Raw genomic sequence first — 24,811 nt, 5'->3', positions numbered from 1 at the left:
TTCATTGTGAGCGGCATGCGTGGAGGTGGTTGGATTAATGATCCGTTGTCTACTTGTTGCTGCACATCAACAGCTGCGTCGTTCTGACGTTCAATCCCCCCTTGCAACCTTCCTTTCTTGTACACCATCAAGGCGATGTTACACCCACATGGGTGCGACTCAGGATTCGCGGGCAGGTTAACAGCCGCCTGAAGCACTGAATCCGGGGAGCCTAACGACTTTGCGGCTAATCCGATTCACAAAATCTTAATACGTATTTACAGTCGAACGTATTTTACATTTAAACGTGTTTACCCTTTTCTATGTGAATAGATTTTTGAGTGATAAACCGCTCGTGGATAGCGCATTTCAGCGTAAGATCCTGCCTATTTGGCATTCACGTGGGTTGTCCTTGCAGGGTGTAGCTGCGATAGTGGCTGACTTTATCGTCAGTATCGCAATAGAGGCGAATTATGTCTGATGATAACTTGATTGGCCGTCCGTCAGCTGCGGGCGCACATGTTTCTTTACGCTCGATGCAGGAGGTTGCCATGAACGATCGTAATGCCAGCAAGATGCTGAGCACGTATAACGTCGCCTACTGGGGTGGCAACTATTATGACGTCAATGAACTGGGTCATATCAGTGTTTGCCCTGATCCGGATGTTCGTGAGGCGCGTGTCGATCTGGCGCAACTGGTTAAAAGAATGCAGCTTGAGCAGGGGCAACGTCTGCCTGCGTTATTCTGTTTCCCCCAAATTTTACAGCACCGCCTGCGCTCAATTAACGGCGCGTTTAAACGTGCGCGTGATTCGTTTGGTTATGAAGGCGATTACTTCCTGGTTTACCCGATTAAAGTCAATCAGCATCGCCGGGTCATTGAGTCGTTGGTCAATTCTGGCGAGCCATTAGGGCTGGAGGCGGGTTCTAAAGCTGAGATGATGGCGGTTCTGGCCCATGCCGGTATGACCCGTTCGGTCATTGTTTGTAACGGCTATAAAGACCGTGAATATATTCGGCTGGCATTGATCGGCGAAAAACTGGGCCATAAGGTTTATCTGGTTATCGAGAAGATGTCAGAAATCAAAATGGTGCTGGAAGAAGCTGAGCGCTTGAACGTAGTGCCGCGTTTGGGAGTTCGTGCGCGTCTGGCATCACAAGGTTCTGGTAAATGGCAGGCCAGTGGTGGTGAAAAATCCAAATTTGGCTTGTCGGCCACTCAGGTGTTGCAACTGGTTGATATGCTGCGTGATGCCAATAGTCTGGACAGCCTGCAATTGTTGCATTTCCATTTGGGATCTCAGCTATCCAACATCCGTGATATCTCCACTGGTGTGCGTGAGTCTGCGCGTTTCTATGTGGAATTACATAAACTGGGCGTCAATATCCAGTGCTTTGATGTGGGTGGCGGTCTGGGGGTGGATTACGAAGGGACGCGCTCCCAATCCGATTGCTCAGTTAACTATGGCCTGAATGAATATGCCAACAACGTTATCTGGGGTATCGGTGATGCTTGTAATGAGCATGGTTTGCGGCACCCAACAGTCATTACTGAATCAGGCCGCGCAGTAACCGCGCATCATACGGTGCTGGTATCTAATGTTATCGGTGTAGAGCGTAATGAGTTCAACGCGCCACAGGCACCGGCTACCGATGCACCACGCGCGCTGGAAAGCCTGTGGGATACCTGGTTGGAAATGCAAGAACCAGAAAATCGTCGCTCGCTGCGCGAATGGCTGCACGATAGCCAGATGGATTTGCACGATGTTCATACCCAATACGCTCACGGTATGCTGGATCTAAAGCAACGTGCCTGGGCTGAGGAATTGTATCTGAGTATTTGCAACGAGATCCAAAAACAACTGGATCCAAGCAATCGTGCGCATCGGCCAATCATTGATGAGCTGCAAGAGCGTATGGCCGATAAGCTGTACGTCAACTTCTCACTGTTCCAGTCAATGCCGGATGCATGGGGCATTGATCAGCTCTTCCCGGTCTTGCCACTGGAGGGATTAAATAATCCACCTGAACGCCGTGCCGTCTTGCTGGATATCACCTGTGATTCTGACGGGACTATCGACCATTATATTGACGGTGATGGCGTGGCAACTACCATGCCAATGCCGCCGTATGATGCCGAAAACCCACCACTGTTGGGCTTCTTTATGGTGGGAGCCTATCAGGAAATCCTGGGTAATATGCACAATCTATTTGGCGATACCGCAGCCGTTGATGTGCTTGTTCACAAGGATGGCACGGTTGAAGTTAAGCAGACCGACGAAGGTGATACCGTCGCGGATATGCTGGAATACGTTCAGTTGAATCCAGAGAAGTTGCTGAAACAGTTCCACGATCAAGTGAAAGAAACTGACCTGGACACAAAATTGCAGGCACAGTTTATGGAAGAGTTTGAAGCCGGTCTGTATGGTTATACTTATCTCGAAGATGAGTAATCACTAACGAATTTATTCAATATCGACAAAAGGGCAGACTCAGGTTTGCCCTTTTTGTTTGCATCGCGACTGGTTATTAGCCAAATATCAACCACACTCATATTAATGGTTTTAATTGTTACCATGCTGGCAAGGTGAGGGCGCTTCAATGGGGTGGTTCAGTGTCTGTAAGGTAAGTTACGTCAAACCTGATGCTCCTTTTTCAGCAAAGGTTGATGATAAAAGGATTGGTATTTATTTGGTTGATGGTGAGTATTTCGCGATGGAGGATATTTGCCCTCATGCCAATGCATTGTTAACTCAGGGATTTGTGGACGGTGAAACCGTTGAGTGTCCATTGCATGGTGCGCTGTTTGATGTGCGGACCGGGCAGTGCCTGCGTGAACCCGGCGATCGGGATTTAGTCACCTATCCGGTGCGGATCAATGGTGATCAAATTGAGATTGATCTGGCGGTAGAATAGGTAATAACGCCTCTAATTGAGGCGTTTACATGTATAAACTGACTAGATTTACTTCTCGGCAGCAATACGCTGGCGAATATGTTCCGCCCGCGCTTGTGAAGAGGGATGGTCATCAAACAGACTGCTGCTGCGGCCGGCTTCCATGGTTGCCAGTTTTTCAAAGCTGGTCACTAAGCCATTGGGATCAATACCCCGTTTTTTCAGCAAATCGAATGAGTAATCATCTGCTTCACTTTCTTGTTTTTGTGAGAACTGGGCGTTAACCAGTTTCTCGCCAATGTCGGCTAACTGAGACTGAGACAATTGCCCGGTAATACCCCCCACTGAGGTGGCCGCAGTGCGCAGGGCGGTAGTGCCATAGGCCACTTGCATGGCTTTGCGGGTATGCCCTAAGGCCACATGGCCCATTTCATGGCCGAGAACACCTTCCACTTCATTGTCGGTCATCATGTCCATCAGGCCGCTATAGACACGGATACAGCCATTTGCCATCGCCCAGGCATTGACATCTTTAGTGACATAAACCTTATAGTTGGCTGGCGTACCATTAATGTTATCGCCCAATGCAGCTGATATTTTTGCCAGACGCTGCGCGTAAACACTATTTGCCGGTGCTATCTGGGCTTTCTGATCCATTTCTGCGCAAGATTTCTCACTGAGGCTTTTTACGTCAGTGTCGCTCAGGGTTGCCGCCTGAAATGCCTGAGCGCCGGATTGCATTAAACCATCAGTATTCATATTCTGGCAGCCGCTAAGCAGTGCGGTAAGGCTCAGTGCAATCATTGAGGTACTCATCTTCATAACACTTTCTTCCTGTGGTTATGGGGCTTTTATTGTTACATTACATCAATCGTATTAATAGCTATTGCATCAGTGCAGCTTCTACTACTCTGGAGCGCGATGGCTGAAATACCCAAGGTATTGTCTGACTGACAATGGATAGCGAAGATTAATCCGCTATTGGCGTCAGAGCGATATCTTTGTTCTGAAAATCAGCAGATTCCATTCGTTGTTTTTAGTGATTGCCGTTTCAATGCTTAATCTGAGAAAATGGTAAACTTGAACGCTTTTTTTAATCCGACCTGGAGTAAAACATGTCCTCTCGTAAAGAGCTTGCCAACGCGATCCGCGCACTAAGCATGGACGCAGTGCAAAAAGCGAATTCCGGCCACCCCGGCGCCCCAATGGGCATGGCAGATATTGCCGAAGTTCTGTGGCGTGATTACCTGAACCATAATCCAACCAATCCACACTGGGCTGATCGCGACCGTTTCGTTTTGTCGAATGGTCACGGATCCATGTTGATCTATAGCTTGTTGCATCTCACTGGTTATGATTTGCCGATGGAAGAGCTGAAAAACTTCCGTCAACTGCACTCTAAAACCCCAGGTCACCCTGAATACGGTTATACCGCTGGCGTAGAAACCACCACCGGCCCATTGGGTCAGGGGATCGCTAATGCCGTCGGTTTTGCAATTGCAGAACGTACTCTGGGCGCGCAGTTTAACCGCCCGAACCATGATATTGTCGATCATCACACCTATGCCTTTATGGGTGACGGTTGCATGATGGAAGGCATCTCCCACGAGGTTTGTTCTCTGGCGGGTACCATGAAGCTGGGCAAACTGACGGCTTTCTATGATGACAACGGTATCTCTATCGACGGTCATGTTGAAGGCTGGTTCACTGATGATACCGCTGCCCGTTTCGAAGCTTACGGCTGGCATGTGGTTCGTGGTGTTGATGGTCATGACGCAGACGCCATCAAAGCGGCCATCGAACAAGCCCACAAAGTGACCGACAAACCGTCATTATTGATGTGCAAAACCATTATCGGTTTTGGTTCACCGAAGAAAGCCGGCACCCATGATTCACATGGCGCACCATTAGGTGTTGATGAAGTTGCCGCCACCCGTGAAGCCTTGGGTTGGAAATATCCGCCATTCGAAATCCCACAAGATATCTATGCCGCGTGGGATGCTAAAGAAGCGGGTAAGGCGAAAGAAGCTGCCTGGAACGACAAGTTTGCCGCTTATGCTAAAGCCTATCCAGAACTGGCTGCTGAATTCAAACGCCGTGTAAGCGGTGAGCTGCCAGCTAACTGGGCAACAGAATCCAAGAAGTTCATCGAACAGCTGCAAGCAAATCCGGCGAACATTGCTAGCCGCAAAGCATCACAAAATTCACTGGAAGCTTTCGGTAAAGTGTTGCCTGAATTCCTGGGTGGTTCTGCTGACCTGGCACCCAGTAACCTGACTATCTGGTCTGGCTCTAAGTCACTGAGCGAAGATCTGGCCGGTAACTACATTCACTACGGTGTCCGTGAATTTGGTATGTCTGCCATCATGAACGGTATCGCTTTGCACGGTGGTTTCATCCCTTACGGCGCAACCTTCCTGATGTTTGTGGAATATGCCCGTAATGCAGTGCGCATGGCTGCACTGATGAAAATCCGCACCATATTCGTATACACCCATGACTCAATCGGTCTGGGCGAAGATGGCCCAACCCATCAGCCGGTTGAGCAGATGGCCAGCCTGCGTGTGACCCCAAACATGAGCACTTGGCGTCCTTGTGATCAGGTTGAATCAGCGGTGGCATGGCAGTATGCACTGGAGCGTAAAGATGGCCCGAGCGCTTTGATCTTCTCGCGTCAGAACCTGGCCCAACAGCCACGTACTGCTGAGCAGTTAGCCAACATCTCTAAAGGCGCATATGTGCTGAAAGATTGTGCCGGCCAGCCTGAACTGATCTTTATTGCCACCGGTTCTGAAGTTGAACTGGCGGTTGCGGCGGCGGATAAACTGACTGCCGCAGGCCGCAAAGTGCGGGTTGTCTCTATGCCATCAACCGATGCATTCGACAAACAAGACGCGGCTTACCGTGAATCCGTATTGCCAGCAGCGGTTAGCGCTCGCGTTGCAGTAGAAGCGGGTATTGCAGATTACTGGTACAAATACGTTGGCCTGAACGGCGCAGTGGTTGGCATGCATTCCTTCGGTGAATCTGCTCCGGCTGAATTGCTGTTCAAAGAGTTTGGTTTCACCGTAGAAAATGTGGTGGCGAAAGCTCAGGCGTTACTGAAATAAGCCGTCAGGTTACGCTGTCCTATACCTAAAGTACGGGCAGTTGCAGCTAACAACTCTGCGGCTTCAAGTGCAAAGAGAATATCAGGTGTAAACGGTGATGATAATCCCGGTAACTCACCTGTTAAAAGACCGCTTCGGCGGTCTTTTTTTTCGCCAATTCATAGGTGAATTGTGCCCTTTATCAGGCAGATATTCCTTTTATGATTAGTTTGGTTTATTCTGGCTGAAGCGTTTCAGTCATAATTGATTTTCAGCTTTAGTCAAATTTGCTGAGGAAAAAACCGGGAGTATTCTGGCTGAATTGTGATAAGACGATTAACATCTTAGGGTACGGTGCAGTACGCTATGGGGTTGCATGATAATAACCAGTAGCAGGAAGTAACATGACAATCCGCATAGCGATAAATGGCTTTGGCCGAATTGGTCGTAGCGTTTTACGTGCGTTATATGAATCAGGCCGTCGGGCAGAAATTTCAGTAGTTGCGATTAATGAGTTAGCGAATGCGGAAGGGATGGCCCATCTGTTGAAGTATGACTCCAGCCATGGCCGGTTCGCCTGGGATGTCCGTCAGGAATGTGACAATTTATACGTCGGGGACGATATTATCCGGCTGCTTCATCGGCCAGAAATCGGGCAGTTACCCTGGGGTGAGTTAGGCGTTGATGTTGTTCTGGATTGTAGCGGCGTTTATGGCAGCCGTGCAGATGGCGAGGCGCATTTAACCTCTGGTGCCAAAAAGGTGCTATTTGCCCATCCCGGCGGCAATGATTTGGATGCCACGGTGGTGTATGGCGTTAACCATCAGGATTTACAGGCTAAGCACCGGATTGTGTCCAACGCTTCCTGTACTACCAACTGTATTATTCCTATTATTCAGTTATTGGATGATGCATATGGTATTGAATCCGGCACCGTTACCACCATTCATTCGTCAATGAATGACCAGCCCGTTATTGATGCTTATCATCAGGATTTACGTCGTACCCGGGCAGCAAGCCAGTCCATTATCCCGGTGGATACTAAACTGGCCGCAGGGATTACCCGTATTTTTCCGAAGTTTTGTGACCGGTTTGAAGCTATCTCGGTACGGGTGCCGACCATCAACGTAACGGCTATCGATTTAAGCGTTAGCGTCACAAGCCCGGTTGGGGTAGTTGAGGTTAACCAGCTTTTGCAAAAGGCAGCAAGAGGTTTATTTCGTGGTATAGTTGACTATACGGAATTACCATTGGTGTCGACCGATTTTAACCATGATCCGCACAGTGCGATTGTCGATTGCACGCAAACGCGGGTCAGTGGGCAGCACCTGATTAAGACCTTGGTATGGTGCGATAACGAATGGGGTTTCGCCAATAGAATGTTGGATACGACATTGGCGATGGCCAGGAGTGGTTTCTAGTACGGCATGCTAACGTCTTGTTTTACTGTGATTTACTGCGGTTATATCAGCGTTGATGTGCAGCTTATGCAACTTTAAAGAGAATCAACAAGAGGATTCACCATGTCTGTAATTAAGATGACCGATCTGGATCTGGCTGGCAAACGCGTGCTGATCCGTGCGGACCTCAATGTGCCGATAAAAGATGGCAAAGTGACTTCTGATGCGCGTATCCGTGCATCTTTGCCGACGATTGAAGCGGCACTGAAGCAAGGCGCTAAAGTAATGGTTACCTCTCACTTGGGTCGCCCGACCGAAGGCGAGTACAACGAAGAGTTCTCCTTGCTGCCAGTAGTTAACTACCTGAAAGACAAATTGTCATCTCCGGTGCGTCTGGCGAAAGACTATCTGGACGGCGTTGAAATTGCAGCTGGCGAGTTGGTTGTTCTGGAAAACGTTCGCTTTAACAAAGGCGAGAAGAAAGACGACGAAGCTCTGTCCAAGAAATATGCCGCACTGTGTGATGTGTATGTCATGGATGCTTTTGGTACCGCTCACCGTGCACAGGCTTCTACTCACGGTGTAGGTAAATTTGCCCCTATCGCGTGTGCTGGCCCGCTGTTGTCAGCAGAGCTGGAAGCACTGGGTAAAGCTCTGGGTAACCCCGCGCGCCCAATGGTGGCCATCGTGGGTGGTTCTAAAGTGTCTACTAAGCTGACCGTGCTGGGTGCGCTGTCTAAAATTGCCGACCAACTGATCGTTGGTGGCGGTATCGCTAACACCTTCGTGGCAGCTCAAGGCCACAATGTCGGTAAATCTCTGTACGAAGCAGACCTGATCCCCGAAGCCAAGCGCTTGCTGGAAACCTGCGATATCCCGGTTCCTACTGATGTTCGTGTTGCTACTGAGTTCTCTGAAACGGCAATTGCAACACTGAAGCCTGCTGATCAAATCAAAGATGATGAGCAAATTCTGGACTTGGGCGACGAGTCTGCGGAACGTCTGGCTGCGATCCTGAAAAACGCCAAGACCATTCTGTGGAATGGCCCGGTGGGTGTGTTTGAGTTCCCTAACTTCCGTAAAGGTACCGAGATTGTGGCTCGTGCTATTGCAGAGAGCGACGCATTCTCAATCGCCGGCGGTGGTGACACACTGGCGGCAATCGATCTGTTCGGTATTGCTGACCAAATCTCCTATATCTCTACCGGCGGTGGCGCTTTCCTGGAGTTCGTAGAAGGGAAAAAACTGCCAGCGGTGGTGATGCTGGAAGAACGCGCTAAGCAGTAATTTAGATAACGGGGGGCGAGAGCCACCCGTTTCGCTTTTAGCCAATGAAGCTCGCGGGCTTTATACCCTAAATAATTCGAGTTGCAGGAAGGCGGCAATTAAGTGAATTCCGATGAGTTGACGCGAGTCAATGATTCGGGTGAGCAAGGCAGCCAACGCACATGCAGCTTGAAGTATGACGGGTATAGGCGATTTACATTTAGGGCCTATCCCCATCGGATAGCTGCTATCTTCAGTCGACGAAACAGGACAACGTACATGTCTAAAATTTTTGATTTCGTAAAACCAGGTGTCATCACAGGCGATGACGTTCAGAAAGTGTTCGCAGTAGCAAAAGAAAACAACTTTGCTCTGCCAGCGGTTAACTGTGTCGGCACCGACTCTATCAACGCAGTGCTGGAAACAGCAGCCAAAGTGCGTGCGCCGGTTATCGTTCAGTTCTCTAACGGTGGTGCCGCATTTATCGCAGGTAAAGGCGTCAAAACTGACGTGCCACAAGGTGCTGCAATTCTGGGCGCTATCTCTGGTGCGCACCATGTACATCAGATGGCTGAACACTACGGTGTTCCCGTGATTCTGCATACCGACCATTGCGCCAAGAAATTGCTGCCTTGGTTAGACGGCTTGTTGGACGCGGGTGAGAAACACTTTGCAGCGACCGGCAAACCTCTGTTCTCTTCTCACATGATTGACCTGTCGGAAGAGTCGCTGGAAGAAAACATCGAAATTTGTAGCAAATACCTGACTCGCATGGCGAAAATGGGTATGACACTGGAAATTGAACTGGGTTGCACCGGTGGTGAAGAAGATGGCGTAGACAACAGCCATATGGACGCATCCTCTTTGTATACTCAACCGGAAGATGTTGATTACGCTTACGAAAAACTGAATGCTATCAGCCCACGATTCACTATCGCGGCTTCTTTCGGTAACGTACACGGTGTTTACAAGCCTGGTAACGTGAAGCTGACCCCAACTATTCTGCGTGATTCTCAGAATTATGTTTCTAAGAAACACAATCTGCCGCACAACAGCTTAAACTTTGTTTTCCACGGCGGTTCAGGTTCTACTGCTGCTGAAATCAAAGAAGCCGTCAGCTACGGCGTAGTTAAAATGAATATCGACACCGACACCCAGTGGGCAACGTGGGACGGTATTCTGAACTACTACAAAAAGAACGAAGGCTATCTGCAAGCTCAACTGGGTAACCCGGAAGGCGCAGATAAACCTAACAAGAAATACTACGATCCACGTGCGTGGCTACGTGCTGCACAGGTGACTATGATCGCTCGTCTGGAAAAAGCATTTGAAGAACTGAACGCGAAAGACGTTCTGTAATTCAGCTCTGCTTTGACTGACTTTAAAGGCCCTGCGGGGCCTTTTTTCGTAATCTAACCCGCCTAAATAGCATTCTCGCTGCCGCTATAGACTCATAGTCTGGTCTCTCGGCCTTAAGTTATCGGCCAAAATTGGCAACATTCTCTATTGTTAGTTACCCTAAACAGGCTGTCTGCCATGTTGGTCAGCATATTGCGGTAATTTTTGGCGTAATCTCTCCCGCAGGGAGCTTTTTGTAGGATGGTTAAAATGGAAGAATTAAACGTAGTTGATGGTATCAATAATGCGAGTACTTGGTTGGTGGATAACCAAGACTTGCTGATTCAATATGCTGTCAATCTTGTTGCAGCGCTCTTGATCCTGATTGTCGGTTCGATCATCGCTAAAGTCGTATCACGTATGATCGGTCGGGTAATGAAGCTACGGGGTATTGATGCCACTGTGGCGGATTTCCTGGCGGCAATGGCGCGCTATAGCATTCTGGCATTCACCATTGTGGCAGTACTGGGGCGTCTTGGCGTGCAAACCGCCTCGGTGATTGCGGTTATTGGTGCCGCTGGTTTAGCCGTCGGTTTGGCGCTACAAGGCTCGCTATCCAATTTTGCAGCCGGTGTGCTGCTGGTGGCCTTCCGTCCATTTAAAGCGGGTGAGTATGTCGATTTGGGCGGTGTAGCCGGTACGGTGGTGCAGGTGCAGATCTTCTCAACCACGTTGCGCACTGCTGATGACAAAATCATTGTAGTGCCAAATGGCAAAATTATTGCCAACAACATCATCAATACCAGCCGCGAACCGAACCGCCGTACCGATATGGTTATTGGCGTAGCATACGATGCTGATATTGATGCGGTGAAGAAAGTGCTGGGTGACATTATTGCAGCCGACGAGCGCATCATGCATGACAAAGGCGTTACGGTGCGTCTGAATGAGATGGCACCCTCTTCGTTGAACTTTACGGTGCGCGTCTGGACCACTAATGGCGATGCGATGGACGTGTATTGGGATCTGATGGAGAGCTTCAAACGCGCGCTGGATGCCCACAAAATTGGCATTCCTTACCCGCAGATGGATGTGCATTTACATCAGATAGCAAAAGTGGAATCTAACCGGCCTGCGTAAGCACTGGTTAACAGTAACCATCTAAAAATTAACAGTAAATATTTCAAAACGGGCGGTTATCAGCCCGTTTTTTCCGCTTATTTTGGCTTCCCATTATTCATTATTAGATTTACTTATAGTTGATAAGAAATATCAATTTCCTCTGATGATTTTATCCCCGTATTATGCTGCTCATTACTCTCCTGTTCGCTCAGTCAATTCTGAGTATTATTTAAAGGTAACAGTATGTTAGCTGTATATTTGCAAGGGTTTGTCCTCAGTGCGGCCATGATCCTGCCCTTGGGGCCACAAAATGCCTTTGTGATGAACCAAGGGATAAAGCGCCAGCACCATTTGATGAGTGCATCGCTGTGCGCCCTCAGTGACATCATCTTAATTTGCGCGGGTATTTTTGGCGGCAGTGCTTTATTGAGCCGTTCGCCATTACTGCTGGCGCTGGTGACGTGGGGTGGGGTGGCTTTTCTGCTGTGGTATGGCTGGGGGGCGTTGGTGGCAGCATGGCGGGGTGATAGCGCATCGTCTTCTGTCAGTGCAGGTGCACAGGGGCGCTGGCGGATACTGGTAACGCTACTGGCAGTGACCTGGCTTAATCCACATGTTTATCTGGATACTTTTGTTGTACTGGGTAGTCTTGGCGGCCAGCTATTACCGGATGTACGGTCTTGGTTTGCTTTGGGGGCAGTAAGTGCGTCTATTGTCTGGTTCTTTGCTCTGGCGCTACTGGCAGCGTGGTTATCACCCTGGCTCAACCGTCCAACCTCGCAACGGGTGATTCATCTGCTGGTAGGCGGCGTGATGTGGTTTATTGCTTTTCAGTTAGCACGGCAGGGATTAAATCTGTGAGTTTTTATCATTAATCTGAATCCCATGCTTCGTAAGATATGCTACGGTTGATGCGTTAAGACGATCACCAACGGCAAATTAATCACCTTGCCAATGAGATGCAAGTGAGTGTAATTAACTGCAAATGTATTTGCGACTAATTGAATTCACTGGTTATCTAACTGGCAAGGCATAAATAATTTGTCATGTATATCTTAGGAGGCACTGTGAAGTTGAAGACATTGGCTTTGGCCGCAATGATGGGATTAGGGACGTTACCTTTGGCGCTGCACGTTCAGGCCGCCGAAGTGCCAGAAGGGCCGCATGTTGTCACCTCCGGTACTGCCAGTGTTGATGCAACACCGGATATTGCCACCATTGCCATTGAAGTGAGTGTCTCTGCTAAAGATGCCGCTGATGCCAAAAAACAGGCGGATACTCGCGTCGCACAATATTTTGATTTCTTACGTAAAAGTGGCATTGATAAGAAAGATATCAATGCCGCTAATATCCGTACCCAACCCGAGTACGATTACCAGAAAACCGGTGAAGCGGTATTGAAAGGTTACCGTGCGGTGCGTCAGGTTCAGGTCACACTGCGCCAGCTCGATAAGTTGAATGAGTTACTGGATGGGGCGCTGAAGTCTGGTCTGAATGAGATCCGTGCGGTAGAGCTGGGTGTCGCTAATCCGGAGAATTATCGTGAGCAGGCACGTAAAAAAGCCATTGAGAATGCCATTAGCCAGGCCGGGTCGCTGGCCGATGGGTTTAATGTCAAACTGGGGCCGGTGTACAGCATCCGTTACCATGTGGCTAACTACCAGCCAATGCCGGTAGCCCGCATGTTTAAAAGCGCGGAAGCGGCACCTGCTAATGATGCAGCCCAAACTTACGAGCAACAGACCATCCATTTTGATGATCAGGTTGATGTCGTATTTGAGCTACAAACCCGCGCCAGCACTCCTGCCAAGTAACTCAATCACTTTACAACACTAGTCCTGCCGTAACACCTGACGCCCGTAAGATAGCAGGGCGTCAGTCACCTTTCTCATCGTCCGACTTTCAGGTGCAAACCGGTGCCAGAACAGCATCCGCCGTTGCAGTAGCCCCGGTGTCAGATCAACCAATTCGCCTGAAGCCAGTTCTTTCTCGATTTGCAAGTGCGGGATCATACAGCAGGTGGTTCCTTGCCGCGCCAACTGTACAAAGGCTTCCGATGAGTTGACGATATGGCAGGGTACGCTGCCCGGCGATAAATCAAAATTCTGCTGTAAAAACGCTTGATGCATATCATCCAAATGGTCAAAGGCCACTGCCGGAGCTTTCAGTAATGCTGAACGGGTCACGCCATTGGGGAAGTAGCGCTCAGCGAAAGGTTTGGACGCCACAAACAGGTAATCCAGCGCGCCGAGTTGATCGACTAAGCAGCTGGGCAGAGGCTGTGGCTGGATACTGACCGCGCCGACAACCTCACCACGGCGTAACCGTTCTTGCGTCCGGGTTTCATCTTCGACTTGTAAATTCAAGCGGATAGGGGAGTCTACCAGTACCGGTTTTAAAGCCGGTAGCAGCCAGGTGGCCAGACTGTCGGCGTTGACTGCCAGTGACAGTAACAGTGGCGTATCCCCCCCGTTATCATTACCGAGCCACTCTTCTTCCAGCAGCTCGACTTGATGCAGTAACGCGAGCAATTTCTGCCCTTGTTCAGTCGGCCGTGGTGGCACAGTGCGCACCAGCAGTGGCTGACCGAACAGGTTCTCCAACTGCTTAATGCGTTGAGATACCGCCGATTGGGTGATACAAAGTTTTTGTGCAGCGCGTTCAAAACCGCGTTCACGGATCACCGCGTCCAGCGCTTGTAGCGTACGGTAGTCTGGGCGTTTCATCGGAGTCATCTCTCCAAATATTAAGTTGATACGGCACTATGCCACATTTTACCGCTACGTTTTGGTCATTTTGCTATGAAGCAATCCCAAGACGTTCGCCACAAATAAACCGGTATAACTGTGATCTCGCTAGAGTTAACCGTATCGCATACGGGCTTTATTCACAGGATTTCCTGCGCACATGCTCTATAATGACGTCAGGTTTTCTTTCACATCAAGGCGTGAACTTACCATGACTCAGGACGAACTTAAAAAAGCAGTGGGCTGGGCAGCATTAGACTATGTTACACCCGGTACTATCGTTGGGGTTGGTACCGGCTCAACCGCGGCACATTTTATTGATGCTCTCGGCTCCATCAAAGGCCAGATAGAGGGGGCGGTTTCCAGCTCTGATGCGTCTACCGCCAAACTGAAAAGTTATGGCATCCACGTATTTGATTGCAACGAAGTGGATGTACTGGATATCTATGTTGATGGGGCCGACGAAATTAACGGTCAGATGCAGATGATCAAAGGCGGTGGTGCGGCATTGACCCGCGAGAAAATCATCGCCGCGATCGCCCGTAAGTTTATTTGTATCGCTGATGCTTCCAAACAGGTTGATGTGCTGGGCAAATTCCCTCTGCCGGTTGAAGTGATCCCGATGGCTCGTTCTTACGTCGCTCGTGAACTGGTTAAACTGGGTGGGTTGCCTGAATATCGTCAGAATGTGCTGACCGATAACGGTAATGTCATTTTGGATGTCCACAACCTGACTATTTTAGATGCCATCGCGTTAGAAAATAGCATCAATGGGATTGCCGGTGTCGTCACGGTGGGGCTATTTGCTAATCGTGGTGCTGATGTGGCGCTGATCGGTACTGCCGACGGTGTTAAGACCATAAAATTAAAGTGATCAGTTAATTCGCTCTCAGGATAAGGTCTGGCCGCTTCATCCTGAAAGTTTTTTTGCTTTTAAAACTCTTTTCTTAAAATGGTTAAATTTGGTGATATATATCACATTTCTTCATTTCGTTTTATTAACCTGCCATTAACCCTCTTCCTGCCAGTTTTTTATTCCATAAATTAACATTGGCACTGATTGTTATGCTGACCGGCAGGCAATCGTTTGTATTGCTGCCCGTGTAATATTTGTTATGTTGACAGGGTGCTGACCGGATTCATTCGATAGCGGCAGCCACATCTGAAGTCTGAAAATAGGGTCGGGGACATGGCAAAAGTATCACTGGAGAAAGACAGAATTAAGTTTCTGTTAGTGGAAGGGGTGCACCAGAGCACAGTTGATAATCTGCGTGCAGCCGGATATAGCAATATTGAATACCATAAAGGTGCCTTAGACACCGAATCACTGAAAAAATCTATTCGTGATGCTCACTTCGTCGGCATTCGATCGCGCACGCATCTGTCCGAAGAAGTTTTTGCCGCAGCAGAGAAATTGGTTGCGGTAGGTTGTTTCTGTATCGGTACCAACCAGGTTGATTTAAACGCGGCCACCAAGCGCGGCGTGCCGGTATTCAATGCACCTTTCTCCAATACCCGTTCGGTCGCCGAAATGGTGCTGGGCGAGTTACTGCTGATGTTCCGGGGCATTCCGTCCGCTAACGCCAAAGCACATCGTGGCGAGTGGAATAAGCTGGCTGTGGGCTCCTATGAAGCTCGTGGCAAGAGGTTGGGTATCATCGGTTATGGTCATATCGGGACTCAATTAGGTATTCTGGCCGAAAGTGTCGGTATGAAAGTGTTCTTCTACGATATCGAAAATAAACTGTCGTTGGGGAATGCGCAGCAGGTTCGTCACCTGTCTGATCTACTGAATATGAGTGATGTGATTAGCTTGCATGTGCCGGAAAATCGCTCTACCAAGAATATGATTGGTCCTGAGCAGTTGGCACTGATGAAGCCGGGTGCCATGCTGATTAATGCCTCACGCGGTACTGTGGTTGATATCCCGGCGCTGTGTGATGCTTTGGCCAGCAATCATTTGGCAGGGGCGGCAATCGACGTATTCCCTGAAGAGCCGGCCACCAATAAAGACCCGTTCAATTCACCATTGTGCGAGTTCGATAATGTGTTATTGACACCGCATATCGGTGGTTCCACTCAGGAAGCGCAGGAAAATATCGGTGATGAGGTGGCTGGTAAGCTGGCGAAGTACTCCGACAATGGCTCAACGCTGTCTGCGGTTAACTTCCCGGAAGTTTCTCTGCCTGCTCATGGCGATAATACCCGCCGTTTGTTGCATATTCATGAAAACCGTCCTGGCATTCTGACCAGCATTAACAAAATTTTTGCTGAGCAGAACGTGAACATCGCGGCGCAATATTTGCAAACCAGCGCTGAAATTGGTTACGTCGTTATTGATGTTGAAACTGATGATGCGGAAAATGCAGAAAAAGCATTGCAGGCTATGAAGGCGATCCCAGGGACTATCCGCGCTCGTTTGCTTTACTGATATGCCCTTCGGTCTTGACTTTGCAGCGTTGTTAGCGGCTCTCACTAACCCGAATCACTTACTTATGTAAGCTCATCGGGATTAGTTCGCTTGCTGTCTGGCTGCATTGCCAATGATTTGAGTATAAACATTGAATTGAATAACTAAACACCCGCTATCTATAAAATATCGGGTGTTTTTTATATTGAAGGGTTATTTCTCACCACCGCCACACTTTTGTTGGTGTCACAATCTCTGGCAATGGCACATCCCAAAATTCACTTGGTAAACTCTCTACTTGCTGGCAATCATGGGCCAGACCAATAGGATATGGGCCACCATCCTGCCAGTGCTGTAGTGTACGATCATAAAAGCCGCCGCCCATACCTAAGCGTTGCCCGAGGCTATCAAATGCCACCAGTGGAGTGATCACTACATCCAGTTGGTTTAACGGCAGAACATCGCGGACATCTAATTGTGGCTCAAGGATTTTGAGGCGATTACGGATCAGCGTGCTATTAGGGCGATAACGCAGAAACAAGAGGTGGCCGGGGCTGAAAGGGTGGAGAACCGGCAGATAAACGCGTTTTTTCTGCTGCCATAACCGTTCAATAATGGGGTGGGTATTCAGCTCGCCATCAAAAGAGAGAAACACGGCAATGGTGCTGGCTTGTTGAATTTTGTCGTGGGTAGCGATGTGTTTGGCTGCCAGATGGGCTGATTGTTGCTGTTGCTCTGGAGTCAAAAGACGCCGACGTTTACGAATTTCGCTACGAATATGTTGCCGCTCAAGAGCATGTTGTGGATTCAAAGGCATATGCTGATTCAAATGGCGTGTTGTTAATCCAAATACTTATTGTTTATTCAAGTCGTTGTCGTAAATTCAAATACTTGTCGTTAATTCAGGTAAATAAAGCTGCCAGTATCAAAACGAACGTGATAACCCAGAATGCGGGTTACCCGATAAAGAAGGGGGATCTCCGAGATGCCGCTGCAGGCTGTAACCCTTGAACCCATGGTTCAAGGTGAACGCAGCGTCGTAACCTTAAGGCTTCTCGGCGAACCGAGCATGCGCACCAGTTACGGAGGCACTACATTCTGTTGGTATTAATTATCGGCTCAGGGGACGGGCCCGCTGGCAAACATCTCAGAGAATTTTTTACTCACTGCTGAATTTATCATTCAACAGTGATTTATTCAAATTGTGCATCCTGACGTTCAGAGATGCGACCCTGCTCAAGCAATGCCTGTTCAATGGTCTGTTGTAACATCCGAATACGTTGCTCCATATTGGATGCATAGTCACGGGTTTTCAACCTTTCCTGAGCTAATTCGTGACAGACGTTCAATGCCGCGATGAAAACTAACTGCTCAGTATTTGTGACTCTAGTGCGAACTTTAAGATCTTGCAACCGTTGGTTAAGATCCTCTGCTGCCATGTTCAACGCATCTTGTTGTTCTGGCGGGCAGTTTACCCTTAACGAGCGACCAAAAATTTGAATATCTACCGGTTGTGCAGACATGCCACCTTCCTGACTGATTTTCGCGCTGCCCTTGTAAACCCGAAGCAAATTGCTCGTAGCCGTCAAGCGGGCGTCACTATATATATCTCGATACCAAGATTCAACCCCTAATCCCCGTCATCTTTCAAGCCGCAGACATGTTAGCTGCTCTCGTTTGCTGCCTTCCTGTATCTTAAAATCTATAGAGGATAGAGTGTTGCGTTTCTGGTATAGCGACCTTTCTTGATGGTAGCATAACACGAACTTATCCTGCCAACGATGACCAATACGCATGTCTATAGAGAATACATTACCCACTTACTCATCACTTGCCCTGGCGCTGAGCCAGCAAGCAGTGGCATTAACCCCCGCTGAAATGCATGGTCTTATCAGCGGCATACTGTGTGGCGGCAGCAAGGACAACGGCTGGCAGACACTGGTGTATGACCTGACCAATGAAGGTCTCGCTTTCCCGCAAGCCCTCAACTTACCGTTACAACAGTTACATGAAGCAACACAAGAAGCACTGGAGAACGAAGGTTTTATGTTCCAGTTGCTGATCCCCGAAGGGGAACCCGCCACGGTATTTGACCGGGCTGACGCACTTTCTGGTTGGGTAAACCATTTTTTACTGGGGCTGGGCATGATGCAGCCGAAGCTGGCCCAAGTGAAAGATGAAGTGGGCGAAGCCATTGATGATCTGCGTAATATTGCCCAGCTAGGCTATGACGAAGATGAAGATCAAGAAGAGCTGGCTCAATCATTGGAAGAAGTTATCGAATATGTCCGTGTGGCAGCCATTTTGTGCCATATCGAATTTACCCAACAAAAGCCTACTGCGCCAGAGATGCGCAAACCGACACTGCATTGATTGTGAGCAATGAGCTGATTTTATCAATTGGTAGCTATGGTTAAGTGAGTCTCAGGTAATTAAAACCGGATATTTCAGGAGGGTGTAATGACTCAGCAAGAATACCAGAACCGCCGTCAGGCGCTGTTGGCGAAGATGGCTCCAGGCAGTGCGGCAATTTTTTTTGCCGCGCCAGAGGCCACGCGCAGCGCAGACTCGGAATATCCTTATCGGCAGAATAGCGATTTTAGTTATCTGACCGGCTTTAATGAGCCACAGGCCGTGTTGATTTTGGTAAAAAGTGATGCAACCCATAACCACAGTGTGCTGTTTAACCGGGTGCGGGATTTAACCGCTGAAATCTGGTTTGGTCGCCGTTTAGGGCAAGAGGCCGCTCCCGCTAAGTTAGGTGTTGATCGCGCATTACCTTTCGATGACATCGATGAACAGCTTTATTTGCTACTCAATCGCCTTGATGTGATTTATCACGCGCAGGGGCAATACAGCTATGCTGATAAAATTGTTTTTGCCGCATTGGAAAGATTACGTAACGGTTTTCGTAAAAACTTGCGTGCGCCCGCGACCTTAACTGATTGGCGTCCATGGTTACATGAGATGCGCCTGTTTAAGTCAGACGAAGAGCTTAAAGTGATGCGCCGCGCCGGTGAGATAAGCGCCCTGGCCCATACCCGCGCGATGGAGAAATGCCGCGCCGGTATGTTTGAGTACCAATTGGAAGGGGAAATTCTACATGAGTTTACTCGCCACGGTGCGCGCTATCCGGCGTATAACACTATCGTCGGCGGCGGTGAAAACGGCTGCATTCTGCATTACACCGAAAATGAGTGTGAACTGCGCGACGGTGATTTGGTGTTGATTGATGCGGGTTGTGAATATCAGGGCTATGCCGGTGATATCACCCGTACTTTCCCGGTTAGCGGTAAATTTACCCCGCCACAACGGGCGATTTATGACATTGTTCTGGCTTCGATTAATAAATCACTGGAACTGTTCCGTCCGGGAACCAGCATCCGCGAGGTTACCGAGCAGGTGGTGCGGATTATGGTAACCGGGTTGGTCGATTTGGCTATTCTGAAAGGCGATATCGAGCAGTTAATCGCAGAGCAGGCACACCGGCCATTCTTTATGCACGGCCTGAGCCACTGGTTGGGGCTGGATGTGCATGATGTCGGCGACTATACCAACAGCGACCGTGGCCGCATTCTTGAACCCGGCATGGTGCTGACCATTGAGCCTGGCCTGTATATTGCGCCAGATGCCGATGTCCCGTCGCAATACCGTGGTATCGGTATTCGTATTGAAGATGACATCGTGATTACCGCTGATGGCAATGAAAATCTGACCGCCAGTGTAGTGAAAGACCCCGATGCCATTGAAGCACTGATGGCGGCGGCGAGATAACTGATGAGCGTGATCATTGTTGGTGGCGGTATGGCCGGTGCGACACTGGCGTTGGCTATTTCATCCCTCACTCAAGGGAGGGTGCCGGTAGCACTGGTTGAGGCACAACAACCTGATAGCAGGCAACATCCGGGCTTTGATGCCAGAGCCATTGCACTGGCGCAGGGAACCTGCCAGCAGTTGGACCGTATTGGTATCTGGTCGGCTTTGGCCGATTGTGCCACTGCTATTGAACATGTTCACGTCAGTGACTGCGGCCATTCCGGTTTTGTCAATTTACGGGCGGCAGATTATCGTGTTCCGGCATTGGGCCATGTTGTTGAGCTGCATGATGCCGGCCAACGTCTGTTCGCCTTATTACAGACAGCACCGGGTGTGACGCTGCATTGCCCGGCCACTGTGGTTGATGTGGTTCGTATCGCCGAATCAGCCAGCGTAACGTTGGATAACGGCCAGCAACTGAGTGCCAAGTTACTGGTCGCTGCCGATGGATCGCATTCAGCACTGGCACAGGCCTGTAATATTCAGTGGCAGCAACAGGATTATCAACAGATTGCGGTAATTGCCAATATCACGACCGCCGAACCGCCTGATGGCCGTGCCTTTGAGCGCTTTACCCGCAATGGGCCATTGGCGTTATTGCCGATGTCACAAGGGCGCAGCTCGCTGGTATGGTGTCACGCCAAACAAGATAGGCAGCAAGTCGATAGCTGGGATGACACCCGTTTTCTGGCTGAACTACAGCGGGCTTTCGGTTGGCGGCTGGGGAAAATGCTTCATGCTGGCAAACGCGACAGCTACCCATTGCAGCTGCTAACGGCTTCGCGCCATGTCAGCCATCGTCTGGCGTTAGTGGGCAATGCCGCCCAAACATTGCATCCGATAGCCGGGCAGGGCTTTAATTTAGGGCTGCGTGATGTGATGTCACTGGCTGAAACCATTGCACAGGCTGCCCTTGTGGGGAGCGATCCTGGTAGCTATGCGGTGCTTGGCCAATATCAACAACGGCGGCAACCGGACCAACAGGCGACTATCGGTGTCACTGATGGGTTGATTCGCCTGTTTGCCAATCGCTATGGGCCGTTGGTAGTTGGGCGTAATTTGGCTCTGATGTCGATGGAACAGATACCTGCAATACGTGATACTTTTGCCCGGCGTACACTGGGGTGGGTTGAACGTTAACGTTTTACCCGTCATCTTTCACGTTGCAGGTGTGTTGGCGGCGTTCAATAACCGCCGATGTAAGCTCATCGGGGTTATCTCGCTTGCCGCCTTCCTGCATCGAGAAATCTATAGGGTAAATAAAGTTCATCTTTCATGGGGAAATGTTTCGGCATGCAATCATATGACGTGGTTATCGCCGGTGGCGGAATGGTCGGTCTGTCGCTAGCCTGTGGCCTACAGGGCAGTGGCCTACGTATCGCTATCCTTGAGCACCAGCCGGTGCAGGAGTTGCTTCCCGCGCCTCTGACCGGCGAGTTGGCGCTCCGTGTCTCGGCGATCAATGCAGCCAGTGAGCGCTTACTGCAAAAAATTGGCGTGTGGGATAGCATTCTGGCGCTGCGTGCCAGCCCTTACGGTGGTATGGACGTCTGGGACCAGGACAGTTTTGGCAAAATTGCTTTCCATGCCGATGAATACGGTTTCAGCCATCTTGGGCATATCATTGAGAATCAGGTGATTCAGCAGGCACTGTGGCAGCGTGCCTGCCAATTGGCAGACGTCACGCTGTTGGCTCCAGCCAGCCTCAAGCAGGTAGCTTGGGGGGAAAGCGAAGCTTTTATCACCCTGACTGACGACCGGATGCTCAGTGCCAGGCTGGTGGTCGGGGCGGATGGCGCGAATTCTTGGTTACGCCAACATGCAGATATTCCGCTGACTTTCTGGGATTACGCTCACCATGCGCTGGTGGCAACCATTCGAACTGAAGAGGCTCATCAGGCCACAGCACGTCAGGTGTTCCATGGCGATGGCATTCTGGCTTTCCTGCCGTTTGGTGATCCACATCTCAGCTCGATTGTTTGGTCATTACCCCCGGAACGCGCCGCCGAATTAGCCGCACTGCCTGCAGAGCAGTTTAACCGCGAGTTGGGAATGGCATTTGATATGCGTTTGGGGCCATGTCAGCTTGAGAGTGAGCGACAGACCTTCCCACTGACTGGGCGTTATGCGCGTAGTTTTGCCGCCCATCGCTTGGCACTGGTGGGTGATGCGGCTCATACCGTACATCCTTTGGCTGGGCAGGGTGTTAATTTGGGCTTTATGGATGCCGCCGCATTAGTTTCAGAACTCCGGCGCTTACAGCGTCAGGGCAAAGACATCGGTCAGCATCTCTATCTGCGCCGTTATGAACGCCGCCGCAAGCACAGTGCTGCGGTTATGCTCGCCAGTATGCAGGGTTTCCGTGAGGTGTTTGCTGGCAGCAATCCGGCTAAAAAGTTGTTACGTGACATTGGGTTAACCCTGGCTGATAACTTGCCGGGTGTAAAACCACAGTTAGTCCGTCAGGCGATGGGGCTAAATGATTTACCCGATTGGCTAGATAAGTAATTTCGTGACTCGCCAAATTTACCCTCAGTTGAAATAATCTAATTTCAGCATGATTTTCGCATTAGTTTTTCTTATTGATAACCAAAGCCTGAAAAGTTGAAACTGACAGGATTTTGGTTATCTGGTTATATAAAATCGCTGATTTAACGGTTTAATTGTTAATTTTGTGCCTGCGTGCGCAGTTTTACAGTGGAAAACTCTACACAATATCCCCGAATTTTATACCTTCATGGCGTGTTATCGCCTATTTTAGCTTATGGTTACCGGATAGATTCGGTGATACGTTGGGTGAAAGGTATCGTTTGCGTATCCCCGTCATACTTCAAGTTGCATGTGTGTTGGCTGCCTTCATTACTCGGCCCGTCCATGGGCCTCGCCTCTGCGAGGCCGCGGCAAACAGCGTTCAAATCTGCTCCCGGCAGATTTGTTACCCCAGTCACTGACTGATGTAAGCTCCTGGGGGCTCGCTTAGTTGCCGCCTTCCTGCAACCCGAATTATCTAGGGTATATGCCTGTTTATAGTGACACTCGTTACATGCAACTGTTTGAGGGACAAAATGGCTAAGCAGACCCCACTGTACGACCAACACCTAGCGTGCGGTGCGCGCATGGTAGATTTTCATGGCTGGATGATGCCATTACACTATGGTTCACAAATCGATGAGCATCATATTGTGCGTCAGGACGCCGGTATGTTCGATGTCTCTCATATGACTATTGTCGATCTACAGGGTGCCCGAACTCGTGAGTTTCTGCGTTATCTGTTGGCTAATGATGTTGCCAAACTGACCCAGCCGGGCAAAGCCCTTTACAGCGGGATGCTGAATGCATCCGGCGGTGTTATCGATGATTTGATTGTTTATTTCCTCCGCGAAGACTATTTCCGCTTAGTGGTTAACTCCGCCACCCGTGATAAAGACCTGGCCTGGATAACTCAGCATGCCGAACCTTATCAGGTTGAAGTAACGGTGCGTGACGATTTGGCGCTGGTCGCGGTACAAGGCCCCACAGCCCAACAGAAAGTAGCGAAGTTACTCACTGCTGAGCAGCAGCAAGCTATCGCCGGTATGAAACTATTCTTTGGTATTCAAGCGGGTGATTTGTTTATCGCCACCACGGGGTATACCGGTGAAGCCGGTTATGAAATCGCGTTACCGAAAGAGCGGGTCGTTGAATTCTGGCAACAATTGCTGACCGCTGGTGTGAAACCCGCAGGGCTTGGCGCACGTGATACTTTGCGTCTGGAAGCCGGTATGAATCTTTACGGTCAGGAAATGGATGAAGGTGTCTCTCCGTTAGCCGCCAATATGGGCTGGACGGTAGCCTGGTTGCCGGAGGATCGTCAGTTCATTGGCCGTGAAGCCCTGGAGCAGCAACGTGCTAAAGGGACTGAGCAACTGGTTGGCTTGATCATGACCGAAAAAGGCGTATTACGTAATGAGTTGCCAGTGCATTTTTCTGATGCATCGGGCAATCAGCATGTCGGTGTAATCACCAGCGGATCCTTCTCGCCAACGCTGGGCTTCAGTATTGCCCTGGCCCGTGTGCCTGCGGGCATTGGTGAGAGTGCCGTAGTACAAATCCGTAACCGTGAAATGCCGGTGCGGGTGACAAAACCGGGTTTTGTGCGGGCGGGTAAGCCGGTCGCGCTGTAAATTATTCCGAATTATAAGGGCCTAAATTTTCGGCTCTAACTCTTTTTTAAGGAGCAGTCATGAGCAATGTACCAGCAGAATTAAAATATGCGTCATCACATGAGTGGGTTCGTGCCGATGGCGATGGCGTCTATAGCATTGGGATCACCGAACATGCGCAAGAACTCCTGGGCGACATGGTGTTTGTTGATTTGCCAGAAGTGGGCAGTGAAGTTTCCGCTGGCAGTGATTGTGCTGTGGCCGAGTCAGTGAAAGCGGCTTCCGATATTTACGCCCCCATCAGCGGCGAAATCATTGCCGTGAATACCGAGTTGGAAAGTTCCCCAGAATTGGTGAACAGCGCGCCTTATACCGATGGTTGGTTGTTCAGCATTAAAGCATCTGATGAAAGCGAGTTAGACAGCTTGCTAAATGCCGATGCTTATCTGGCGACTATCGACGAGTAAATGAAAAAAGCCTGAGGTGAGTGATCAGTGCAATGAGCTAAGGGTTGACCACGTCTACGGGCACTCCGGTGGCTTACGCCACTACGATCCGAACGACGTGTTTCCCCTTAGTTCGGCTTTGTGAGTATGTCTAAAACCTC

22 protein-coding genes and 1 other RNA gene are annotated in these 24,811 nt (G+C 49.7%); 18 read left to right on the top strand and 5 right to left on the bottom strand.

Translation table 11 applies throughout. The features are described 5' to 3' along the window. The first annotated feature begins 37 nt into the window (after positions 1–37). The 3 genes from AEP37_RS28055 (at position 38) to AEP37_RS14330 (ending at position 2,895) form a co-directional block, all read left to right on the top strand. Complete coding sequence (locus AEP37_RS28055) at positions 38–181, top strand: hypothetical protein (RefSeq protein WP_418394564.1); 144 nt, start codon at positions 38–40, stop codon at positions 179–181. Between the two features lie 271 nt (positions 182–452). Beyond that, on the top strand, positions 453–2,432 hold the full coding sequence (gene speA, locus AEP37_RS14335; RefSeq protein ID WP_049613968.1) for a biosynthetic arginine decarboxylase: 1,980 nt from the start codon (positions 453–455) through the stop codon (positions 2,430–2,432). Positions 2,433–2,580: 148 nt separating this feature from the next. Next, the gene (locus AEP37_RS14330; RefSeq protein ID WP_049613967.1) at positions 2,581–2,895 is read left to right on the top strand and encodes a non-heme iron oxygenase ferredoxin subunit; all 315 of its coding nucleotides are present in this window, start codon (positions 2,581–2,583) and stop codon (positions 2,893–2,895) included. A 48-nt stretch (positions 2,896–2,943) separates the two neighbouring features. On the opposite strand, the gene loiP is transcribed toward AEP37_RS14330, so the two are convergent. After that, positions 2,944–3,696, bottom strand: coding sequence for a metalloprotease LoiP (gene loiP / locus AEP37_RS14325; protein WP_049613966.1), 753 nt, complete (start codon positions 3,694–3,696; stop codon positions 2,944–2,946). A gap of 293 nt (positions 3,697–3,989) precedes the next feature. On the opposite strand from loiP, the gene tkt reads away from it, so the two are divergent. The 7 genes from tkt to AEP37_RS14290 all read left to right on the top strand — a co-directional run bounded on the left by tkt (position 3,990) and on the right by AEP37_RS14290 (position 12,903). Then, positions 3,990–5,984 (top strand): transketolase, encoded by a 1,995-nt coding sequence (gene tkt / locus AEP37_RS14320; protein WP_049613965.1) that lies wholly within the window; start codon positions 3,990–3,992, stop codon positions 5,982–5,984. 383 nt (positions 5,985–6,367) lie between these two features. Then, the gene (gene epd, locus AEP37_RS14315) at positions 6,368–7,384 is read left to right on the top strand and encodes an erythrose-4-phosphate dehydrogenase (RefSeq protein ID WP_049613964.1); all 1,017 of its coding nucleotides are present in this window, start codon (positions 6,368–6,370) and stop codon (positions 7,382–7,384) included. A 102-nt stretch (positions 7,385–7,486) separates the two neighbouring features. Further along, positions 7,487–8,650 (top strand): phosphoglycerate kinase, encoded by a 1,164-nt coding sequence (gene pgk, locus AEP37_RS14310; RefSeq protein WP_049613963.1) that lies wholly within the window; start codon positions 7,487–7,489, stop codon positions 8,648–8,650. Positions 8,651–8,908: 258 nt separating this feature from the next. Further along, complete coding sequence (fbaA, locus tag AEP37_RS14305) at positions 8,909–9,988, top strand: class II fructose-bisphosphate aldolase (RefSeq protein WP_049613962.1); 1,080 nt, start codon at positions 8,909–8,911, stop codon at positions 9,986–9,988. Positions 9,989–10,237: 249 nt separating this feature from the next. Next, positions 10,238–11,107: a small-conductance mechanosensitive channel MscS gene (gene mscS / locus AEP37_RS14300; RefSeq protein ID WP_049613961.1), complete on the top strand. Its 870-nt coding sequence runs from the start codon at positions 10,238–10,240 to the stop codon at positions 11,105–11,107. A gap of 225 nt (positions 11,108–11,332) precedes the next feature. Beyond that, positions 11,333–11,950 (top strand): arginine exporter ArgO, encoded by a 618-nt coding sequence (argO, locus tag AEP37_RS14295; RefSeq protein WP_049613960.1) that lies wholly within the window; start codon positions 11,333–11,335, stop codon positions 11,948–11,950. A 206-nt stretch (positions 11,951–12,156) separates the two neighbouring features. Further along, entirely contained in the window at positions 12,157–12,903 is a 747-nt protein-coding gene (locus tag AEP37_RS14290; protein ID WP_049613959.1) for an oxidative stress defense protein, read from the top strand. Between the two features lie 18 nt (positions 12,904–12,921). On the opposite strand, the gene AEP37_RS14285 is transcribed toward AEP37_RS14290, so the two are convergent. Then, positions 12,922–13,815 carry a LysR family transcriptional regulator ArgP gene (locus AEP37_RS14285; RefSeq protein WP_049613958.1) on the bottom strand — a complete coding sequence of 298 codons (894 nt, stop codon included), beginning with the start codon at positions 13,813–13,815 and terminating at the stop codon, positions 12,922–12,924. A gap of 232 nt (positions 13,816–14,047) precedes the next feature. Between AEP37_RS14285 and rpiA the strand changes: the two genes are divergently transcribed. Together rpiA and serA are read left to right on the top strand one after the other, a co-directional pair. Further along, positions 14,048–14,710: a ribose-5-phosphate isomerase RpiA gene (gene rpiA / locus AEP37_RS14280; RefSeq protein WP_049613957.1), complete on the top strand. Its 663-nt coding sequence runs from the start codon at positions 14,048–14,050 to the stop codon at positions 14,708–14,710. Positions 14,711–15,025: 315 nt separating this feature from the next. Beyond that, positions 15,026–16,267, top strand: a complete 1,242-nt coding sequence (gene serA / locus AEP37_RS14275) for a phosphoglycerate dehydrogenase (protein WP_049613956.1) — start codon at positions 15,026–15,028, stop codon at positions 16,265–16,267. 199 nt (positions 16,268–16,466) lie between these two features. Here serA and AEP37_RS14270 read toward each other — a convergent pair whose 3' ends face one another. The 3 genes from AEP37_RS14270 to zapA form a co-directional block, all read right to left on the bottom strand. Next, entirely contained in the window at positions 16,467–17,063 is a 597-nt protein-coding gene (locus AEP37_RS14270) for a 5-formyltetrahydrofolate cyclo-ligase (protein ID WP_049613955.1), read from the bottom strand. 156 nt (positions 17,064–17,219) lie between these two features. Next, positions 17,220–17,403, bottom strand: a non-coding RNA gene (ssrS, locus tag AEP37_RS24980) — 6S RNA. 36 nt (positions 17,404–17,439) lie between these two features. After that, a complete protein-coding gene (gene zapA / locus AEP37_RS14265) occupies positions 17,440–17,769 on the bottom strand; it encodes a cell division protein ZapA (protein WP_004706812.1) in 330 nt (109 codons plus the stop codon). 271 nt (positions 17,770–18,040) lie between these two features. Between zapA and AEP37_RS14260 the strand changes: the two genes are divergently transcribed. The 6 genes from AEP37_RS14260 (at position 18,041) to gcvH (ending at position 24,671) form a co-directional block, all read left to right on the top strand. Continuing rightward, positions 18,041–18,619, top strand: coding sequence for a YecA/YgfB family protein (locus AEP37_RS14260; RefSeq protein WP_049613954.1), 579 nt, complete (start codon positions 18,041–18,043; stop codon positions 18,617–18,619). An 87-nt stretch (positions 18,620–18,706) separates the two neighbouring features. Beyond that, positions 18,707–20,020 carry a Xaa-Pro aminopeptidase gene (pepP, locus tag AEP37_RS14255; RefSeq protein ID WP_049613953.1) on the top strand — a complete coding sequence of 438 codons (1,314 nt, stop codon included), beginning with the start codon at positions 18,707–18,709 and terminating at the stop codon, positions 20,018–20,020. Between the two features lie 3 nt (positions 20,021–20,023). After that, positions 20,024–21,202 carry a 2-octaprenyl-6-methoxyphenyl hydroxylase gene (gene ubiH, locus AEP37_RS14250; RefSeq protein ID WP_049613952.1) on the top strand — a complete coding sequence of 393 codons (1,179 nt, stop codon included), beginning with the start codon at positions 20,024–20,026 and terminating at the stop codon, positions 21,200–21,202. A 153-nt stretch (positions 21,203–21,355) separates the two neighbouring features. Next, positions 21,356–22,570 (top strand): FAD-dependent 2-octaprenylphenol hydroxylase, encoded by a 1,215-nt coding sequence (gene ubiI, locus AEP37_RS14245; protein ID WP_049613951.1) that lies wholly within the window; start codon positions 21,356–21,358, stop codon positions 22,568–22,570. A 557-nt stretch (positions 22,571–23,127) separates the two neighbouring features. Next, on the top strand, positions 23,128–24,225 hold the full coding sequence (gene gcvT, locus AEP37_RS14240; RefSeq protein ID WP_049613950.1) for a glycine cleavage system aminomethyltransferase GcvT: 1,098 nt from the start codon (positions 23,128–23,130) through the stop codon (positions 24,223–24,225). Positions 24,226–24,284: 59 nt separating this feature from the next. After that, the gene (gcvH, locus tag AEP37_RS14235) at positions 24,285–24,671 is read left to right on the top strand and encodes a glycine cleavage system protein GcvH (RefSeq protein WP_049613949.1); all 387 of its coding nucleotides are present in this window, start codon (positions 24,285–24,287) and stop codon (positions 24,669–24,671) included. Positions 24,672–24,811 lie beyond the last annotated feature (140 nt).

The sequence above is a fragment of the Yersinia pekkanenii genome, from assembly GCF_001152565.1.
Taxonomy (GTDB): domain Bacteria; phylum Pseudomonadota; class Gammaproteobacteria; order Enterobacterales; family Enterobacteriaceae; genus Yersinia; species Yersinia pekkanenii.
This window is presented reverse-complemented; position numbering and strand designations above follow the sequence as displayed.

What these genes read in the sequence shown, in the direction of transcription:
- AEP37_RS28055 (WP_418394564.1), top strand. Translation starts at nt 38, where the DNA reads ATGATCCGTTGTCTACTTGTTGCTGCACATCAACAGCTGCGTCGTTCT.
- speA (WP_049613968.1), top strand. Translation starts at nt 453, where the DNA reads ATGTCTGATGATAACTTGATTGGCCGTCCGTCAGCTGCGGGCGCACAT.
- AEP37_RS14330 (WP_049613967.1), top strand. Translation starts at nt 2,581, where the DNA reads ATGGGGTGGTTCAGTGTCTGTAAGGTAAGTTACGTCAAACCTGATGCT.
- loiP (WP_049613966.1), bottom strand. Translation starts at nt 3,696, where the DNA reads ATGAAGATGAGTACCTCAATGATTGCACTGAGCCTTACCGCACTGCTT.
- tkt (WP_049613965.1), top strand. Translation starts at nt 3,990, where the DNA reads ATGTCCTCTCGTAAAGAGCTTGCCAACGCGATCCGCGCACTAAGCATG.
- epd (WP_049613964.1), top strand. Translation starts at nt 6,368, where the DNA reads ATGACAATCCGCATAGCGATAAATGGCTTTGGCCGAATTGGTCGTAGC.
- pgk (WP_049613963.1), top strand. Translation starts at nt 7,487, where the DNA reads ATGTCTGTAATTAAGATGACCGATCTGGATCTGGCTGGCAAACGCGTG.
- fbaA (WP_049613962.1), top strand. Translation starts at nt 8,909, where the DNA reads ATGTCTAAAATTTTTGATTTCGTAAAACCAGGTGTCATCACAGGCGAT.
- mscS (WP_049613961.1), top strand. Translation starts at nt 10,238, where the DNA reads ATGGAAGAATTAAACGTAGTTGATGGTATCAATAATGCGAGTACTTGG.
- argO (WP_049613960.1), top strand. Translation starts at nt 11,333, where the DNA reads ATGTTAGCTGTATATTTGCAAGGGTTTGTCCTCAGTGCGGCCATGATC.
- AEP37_RS14285 (WP_049613958.1), bottom strand. Translation starts at nt 13,815, where the DNA reads ATGAAACGCCCAGACTACCGTACGCTACAAGCGCTGGACGCGGTGATC.
- rpiA (WP_049613957.1), top strand. Translation starts at nt 14,048, where the DNA reads ATGACTCAGGACGAACTTAAAAAAGCAGTGGGCTGGGCAGCATTAGAC.
- serA (WP_049613956.1), top strand. Translation starts at nt 15,026, where the DNA reads ATGGCAAAAGTATCACTGGAGAAAGACAGAATTAAGTTTCTGTTAGTG.
- AEP37_RS14270 (WP_049613955.1), bottom strand. Translation starts at nt 17,063, where the DNA reads ATGCCTTTGAATCCACAACATGCTCTTGAGCGGCAACATATTCGTAGC.
- zapA (WP_004706812.1), bottom strand. Translation starts at nt 17,769, where the DNA reads ATGTCTGCACAACCGGTAGATATTCAAATTTTTGGTCGCTCGTTAAGG.
- AEP37_RS14260 (WP_049613954.1), top strand. Translation starts at nt 18,041, where the DNA reads ATGTCTATAGAGAATACATTACCCACTTACTCATCACTTGCCCTGGCG.
- pepP (WP_049613953.1), top strand. Translation starts at nt 18,707, where the DNA reads ATGACTCAGCAAGAATACCAGAACCGCCGTCAGGCGCTGTTGGCGAAG.
- ubiH (WP_049613952.1), top strand. Translation starts at nt 20,024, where the DNA reads ATGAGCGTGATCATTGTTGGTGGCGGTATGGCCGGTGCGACACTGGCG.
- ubiI (WP_049613951.1), top strand. Translation starts at nt 21,356, where the DNA reads ATGCAATCATATGACGTGGTTATCGCCGGTGGCGGAATGGTCGGTCTG.
- gcvT (WP_049613950.1), top strand. Translation starts at nt 23,128, where the DNA reads ATGGCTAAGCAGACCCCACTGTACGACCAACACCTAGCGTGCGGTGCG.
- gcvH (WP_049613949.1), top strand. Translation starts at nt 24,285, where the DNA reads ATGAGCAATGTACCAGCAGAATTAAAATATGCGTCATCACATGAGTGG.